General features: G+C 70.6%; 4 protein-coding genes. All 4 read right to left on the bottom strand.

The window, feature by feature from the left end; translation table 11 throughout:
* On the bottom strand, positions 1-1387 hold a 1387-nt coding region (locus D7X99_RS41405; RefSeq protein ID WP_147476417.1), incomplete at its 3' end, for a sigma-54 dependent transcriptional regulator.
* Between the two features lie 45 nt (positions 1388-1432).
* Entirely contained in the window at positions 1433-2443 is a 1011-nt protein-coding gene (locus D7X99_RS41400; RefSeq protein ID WP_121782520.1) for a ParB/RepB/Spo0J family partition protein, read from the bottom strand.
* Positions 2444-2504: 61 nt separating this feature from the next.
* Positions 2505-3851 (bottom strand): TldD/PmbA family protein, encoded by a 1347-nt coding sequence (locus D7X99_RS41395; RefSeq protein WP_121782519.1) that lies wholly within the window; start codon positions 3849-3851, stop codon positions 2505-2507.
* An 8-nt stretch (positions 3852-3859) separates the two neighbouring features.
* Positions 3860-5294: TldD/PmbA family protein (locus D7X99_RS41390; protein ID WP_233614205.1), on the bottom strand; the 1435-nt coding region annotated here is incomplete at its 5' end.

The following is a 5294-nucleotide window of genomic DNA, read 5'->3' as shown; positions in this document are numbered from 1 at the left end:
GGGAGGGGGGGGCTGGAGGCGCGTCCGGGCCGCCCTGCTCGCGCTCGAGCTTGCGGTAGATGGTGCGCGCGGCGATGCCCAGCAGGCGGGCGGCGAGCGTCTTGTCCCCGCGGGTGTGGCGCAGGGTCTCGTGGATGACGCGCCTTTCAATCTCCTCCATGGGGGTCCCGATGGGGATGACCAGCTGGCCGGCGGAGCCCAGGGGCCCCTTGCGCACGGACTCCGGCAGGTCGCTGGCCTCCAGCACGTCCGTACGGGCCAGCACCACGGCGCGCTCCACGGCGTGCTCCAGCTCACGCACGTTGCCGGGCCACGCGTAGTTCTCCAGCACGCCCAGGGCGTCCGGGGAGAAGCCGCGCAGCACCTTGCCGTTCTTCGCGGAGAAGCGGCGCAGGAAGGCCTCGGCCAGCAGCGGGATGTCCTCGCGGCGCGACGCGAGCGCGGGCACGCGGATCTCCACCACGTGCAGGCGGTAGTAGAGGTCCTCGCGGAAGCGGCCTTCGGCGACCTCCTTCTGCAGGTCCTTGTTGGTGGCGGCGACCAGCCGCACGTCCACCTTCACCGTCTGCGTGCCGCCCAGCCGCTCCAGCTCTCCCTCCTGGAGCACGCGCAGCAGCTTCACCTGCGCGGCGAGGGGCATCTCGCCCACCTCGTCCAGGAAGAGGGTGCCGCCGCTGGCGCGCTCGAAGCGGCCCTCGCGGCGGGTGACGGCGCCAGTGTACGCGCCGCGCTCCACGCCGAAGAGCTCCGCCTCCAGGATGCTCTCTGGAATGGCGCCGCAGTTGACGGCGATGAAGGACTGCTTCGCCCGGGCGGAGTGCTCATGCAGCGCTCTCGCGGCCAGCTCCTTGCCGGTGCCGGATTCGCCCAGCAGCAGCACGGTGGCGGTGGAGGGCGCCGCCTGGCGGATGGTGTCCAGCATGGCGCGGAAGGCGGGGGACTGGCCCACCATGGCGCGCCCGCCCGCGGGGTTGATCTCCGCGAGCTTCGCCTTGAGGGAGGTGTTCTCCTGGACGAGCGCCTGCTTCTCCAGCGCCTTCTGCACGGCCTTCACCAGGGCGTGGCGCTTGAGGGGCTTGGTGATGAAGTCGTAGGCGCCGTCCTTCATGGCGGCCACGGCTGTCTCCACCGTGCCGTAGGCGGTCATCAGCACCACCTCCACGTCCGGGCGGATGGCGCGGCTGGCCTTGAGCAGCTCCTGGCCGTCCATGCCGGGCATCATCAGGTCGGTGACCATGACGCTGACCTCGGGGCGACGGAGCATCTCCAGCGCCTCCGTGCCCTGCGCGGCGGACAGCGTGGCGAAGCCTTCCCGCTGGAAGATGCGGGCGACGGAATCAAGGTTGGCGCGGTCGTCGTCGACGACCAGGACCGTGGGAGATGTCATGGGAGTGCGGGGCCTCTCAACACTGCCCTGCAATCCCCATTCCCATCAGGCCTGCTCTTCGTCCGGTTCCATGGGGCCGCCGCCCATGCGGCCAATGTCCTCGCGGCGCACCTTGTCCACGTTGAAGCGCAGGGCGCTGGTCAGCATGCGGCGCACGGTGGTTTCGAAGGTGGGAGGCGGGCCGTCCTTGCGGAAGCGCAGGAAGTTGAGCCGGGCGACGACGAAGTTCTTGAGGTAGGGGCTCTGGAGGCCGCGCTCCTTGAGGGCGTTGACGACGGAGACCACCGCGTCGTCCAGCTCCAGCAGGTGCTCCGCCTGGGTGTCGCGCACGGCCAGGGCCTGTGGCAGAGGCACGTCCTGGAAGCCGTCCACCACCTTGACGAAGGGGTGGTAGGCGCCCGCGGAGAAGCGGGGGCGCTTCTCGTAGGCGGCGCCCAGGGTGAGGAAGGAGGGCTCCTCGAAGAGGTGGGCGAAGGCGGACTCCTTGCCCGGGCGGTTCGCTCCTACGAGGCCCCGCGCCATGCGGATGACCTCCAGCGAGCGCTCCTTCAGGTTGTGGGCCTTCTCCGTGTTGAGGGCGAGGATTTGATAGGCCACGTCCTCGTCCGGCAGGAGCAGCGCGACGATGGACTTCGCGCCCAGCAGCTTGCTGGCGTTGAGGCGGTGGTTGCCGTTGGGCGTCCAGTAGCGGCCGTTCATGCGCACCGCGATGACGGGGTCGAGGAACCGGTCCAGGCGCTCCATGGCGGTGGCGAGCCGCTTGACGTGAGGCTCGGACAGGTCGCGCTGGTAGGGCGTGGGCTCCACCTTGTCGATGGGGAGCACGGCGAAGACGACGGGGTGTCCGCCCAGCGGGTCGCGGTAGACGGACAGCACCTGTCCGCCGTCCTCTCGCACGGCCTGGAGGAGGGTGTCGGGGAAGTCCACGGCCTCGCTCGCCACCTCCGCCGCGCTCAGGCCCCGCGACTTCGGTTCGGCCTTCTTGCGGCGCGGCTTGCGCGGCGTGGCCGACTTCGACTTCGCGGGGGCGGACTTGCGAGCGGACTTCGCGGCCATGCGCGCGGACCTCGTACCGTTGGGAAGAGGTCCGCGAGCGTAGGCGACCGGGCGCTGCTGGCTACGCGCCCGACACGGTGAGCTGTCGGAAGCGGACAGTGGGAGCGCCCACGCTGCCGCCCCGGAACTGGAGGTCGCTGCCCACCGCGTCCACGTCCTTCAACATCTGGAGGAGGTGGCCCGCGACGGTCACCTCCTGCACCGGGTGGGTCAGCTCACCGTTCTCGATCCAAAGGCCGTTGGCCCCGCAGGACATGTCCCCGGACACCGGATCCGCGCCGTGGCCCAGCAGGGCGGTGACGTAGAGGCCCTGGGGCACTTCGCGGATCAGCTCCTCCGGCGTCTTCGTGCCCTTCTCCAGGTAGAGGTTGGTGGTGCCAATGCCCGGCAGCGCGTTGTAGCCGCGCGACGCGTTACCCGTGGTGCGCGCCTTCGCCTTGCGCGCGGTGAAGGCGTCGTAGAGGAAGGCGGACAGCACGCCCTGATCCAGGATGGGCGTGCGGCGCGTGGGGACGCCTTCGCCATCGAACGGCGCGGTGGCCAGGCCCCGGGGCAGCAGGCCGTCATCCACCAGCGTGACGTGCTTGCCCGCGAGCCGCTTGCCCAGGTGGGGCGCGAGCACGCTGGACTGCTGGTACACGGCGTTGCCGTTGGCGGCCTGGGACAGGTTGCCCACGAAGCTCGCGGCCACCAGCGGGTCGAACACCACCGGCACCTGCTGCGTCTTCACCGGCTTCGCGCCCAGCATGCGCACGGCGCGCTTCGTGGCCTCGCGGCCGATGGACTCGGGCGACTCCAGGTCGTCCAGGAAGCGCTTGTAGTCCAGCCAGTAGCCCGTCTGGAGCTGCCCGTTCTGCGACGCCACCGGCACCGCGACCAGGTACACGTACGTGCCGGAGTAGCCGCCGGACGTGCCCTCACTGGACGCGAGGTACACCTCCGCCACGAAGTCACCGGCGGACACGGAGTCGAACGTGACGACGCGCGCGTCCTGGGCCCGGCCCGCGCGCTCCGCCTCCAGCGCGGCGTTGATCTTCCAGTCCCCGGGCAGGTTCGCGACCTTGGGGTCGAAGAGGATGCCGGTGTCTCCGCGCTTGCCCAGGTCCTTCGCGCCGGGCAGGCCGTTGAGCTTGTTGGGCGCGGCGGCCTCCGCCAGTTGCACGGCCAGGTCCACCACGCGCTCCAGGCCCGCGGGCGTGAAGTCGGACGTGTACGCGAAGCCCAGCCGGTCCTTCACGATGACCCGGATGCCCAGGCCCTTGCTGGTGGCCTCCGTGAGGTCCTCAATCTGCCCTTCGCGGACGCGCACGCTGCTCTGGCGGCCCACCTCCAGGTACGCCTCCGCCTGCTTCGCGCCCTTCTTCACGGCGCGCTGAACGACCTTCTTCGCGAGCTGTTCGTAGTTCACGGTTGTCCTCAGCCGACCTTCGTTCCGCCCACGGTGACGTTGTCGATGCGCACGGTGGGCAGGCCCACCCCCACGGGCATCATCTGCCCGTCCTTCACGCAGACGCCCATGCCGGGGTCCGGCATCGGGTCGCAGCCCACGCGGCTGATGTTCTTCAGCGCCTCCGGCCCCACGCCAATCAGGATGGCGTTCTTCACCGGGCGGCCCAGCTTGCCGTCTTCAATCTGGTAGGCCTCGCTGACCTCGAAGACGAAGTTGCCGTTGCTGATGTCCACCTGTCCTCCGCCGAAGGTGGCGCAGTACAGCCCGCGCTTCACCTCCTTGAGGATGTCCTCCGGCGCGTGGTCGCCGGGCGCCAGGAAGGTGTTCGTCATGCGAGGCAGGGGCAGGCTCTTGAACGACTCCCGCCGGCCGCTGCCCGTGGAGCGCTGGTTCATCAGCTTCGCGTTGAGCTGATCATAGAGGTAGCCCTTGAGGACGCCGTTCTCGATGAGGACCTTGCGCTCGCCGGGCACGCCCTCGTCGTCGATGTTGATGGAGCCGCGCGCGCTGGACACCGTGCCGTCGTCGATGACCGTCACCAGCTCCGAGGCCACCTTCTCCCCCAGCTTGCCCGCGAACAGCGACGTGCCCTTGCGGATGAAGTCCGCCTCCAGGCCGTGGCCCACGGCTTCGTGCAGGAGGATGCCGCTCCAGCCCGGCGCCAGCACCACCGTCTGCGGCCCCGCCACGCAGTCCACCGCGCCCAGCGTGGCGATGGCCTGGCGCGCGGCCTCCTCCGCCACGGACTCCGGCGTCACGCCGTCCCAGTAGCTGAAGGACACCCGGCCGCCGCTGCCGTACATGCCGGTGCGCCGCTCGCCGTTCTTCCCCAGCGCCACCACGTGCACGCTCATGCGGGACTGGTCCTGCGTGTCCTCGCTGAAGCGGCCGGTGGTGTTGGCCACGGCGATGCGCTTGGTCTGATCCACGTAGGACGCGTTCACCTGCTGGATGCGCGAGTCGAAGGCGCGGGCCGCCGTGTTCGCGCGGGTGAGGAGCGCCGTCTTGCGCGCCACCGCCACGTCCTCCAGCGGCTGGGCCACGCGGTAGTGGCTGGGCACCGGCACGCGCTTGACGGGGTAGGCGCGCTCGGAGCCGCCGCCCTGGGCAATCATCGCGGCGGTGCGCGCGGCGCGGACGAGCGCGGCCTCGTCCCAGTCGTCGGAGTAGGCATAGCCCACCTTGGCCCCGGCGATGACCCGCACGCCCACGCCCTGCACCAGGCCCACCTGCGCGCTGCGGATGCGCTGCTCCTCCAGCACCACGGCGGTGGTGGACGTTCGCTCCACGTACACCTCCGCGAAGTCCGCGCCCCGGCCCATGGCTTCCGCCAGCAGACGTTCCAGGAGACCGGGGGGCAGGAGCGGGGAGGCGGCCGACTGCCTCGCGGCCGGGGGGGCG

This window comes from Corallococcus sp. AB032C (assembly GCF_003668935.1).
Classification (GTDB): domain Bacteria; phylum Myxococcota; class Myxococcia; order Myxococcales; family Myxococcaceae; genus Corallococcus; species Corallococcus exiguus.
Note: the sequence above shows the minus strand (reverse complement) of the source record. Positions and strands in the feature narration are given on the sequence as shown.

Bases quoted from the DNA above. Each gene is read 5' to 3' on its own strand.
- D7X99_RS41400 (WP_121782520.1), bottom strand. From the start codon at position 2,443: ATGGCCGCGAAGTCCGCTCGCAAGTCCGCCCCCGCGAAGTCGAAGTCG.